General features: G+C 42.9%; 1 protein-coding gene. It reads left to right on the top strand.

What is annotated here, in order from left to right; genetic code table 11:
- The coding region (locus E8Q33_RS15240) for a diguanylate cyclase domain-containing protein (RefSeq protein WP_136555728.1) at positions 1-237 on the top strand (237 nt) is incomplete at its 5' end.
- Positions 238-254 lie beyond the last annotated feature (17 nt).

Raw genomic sequence — 254 nt, 5'->3', positions numbered from 1 at the left:
GAAGTGGATGGCAAAATTCTGCATATAGGTGTCAGTATCGGCATCGCTTTATATCCATTGCATGGCGATAATGCCATGCAATTGGTTCGCTACGCTGACGAGGCAATGTACGAAGCTAAAAAATTGCCTGATCGGATACAGGTTTTTGCCAGCCCTCCATTAGGGGTAGGCTCAAATAAACACAAAGAAACTATGCCAGATGATCTTTCAGTAAAAACGGCTGACGATCAGCAGTGAAGATTTCAATCCAATAA

This window comes from Methylophaga sp. SB9B (assembly GCF_004832235.1).
GTDB classification, from domain to species: Bacteria; Pseudomonadota; Gammaproteobacteria; order Nitrosococcales; family Methylophagaceae; genus Methylophaga; species Methylophaga muralis.
The sequence above is the reverse complement of the archived record's forward strand: the minus strand, read 5'-3'. Positions and strand labels throughout refer to the sequence as shown.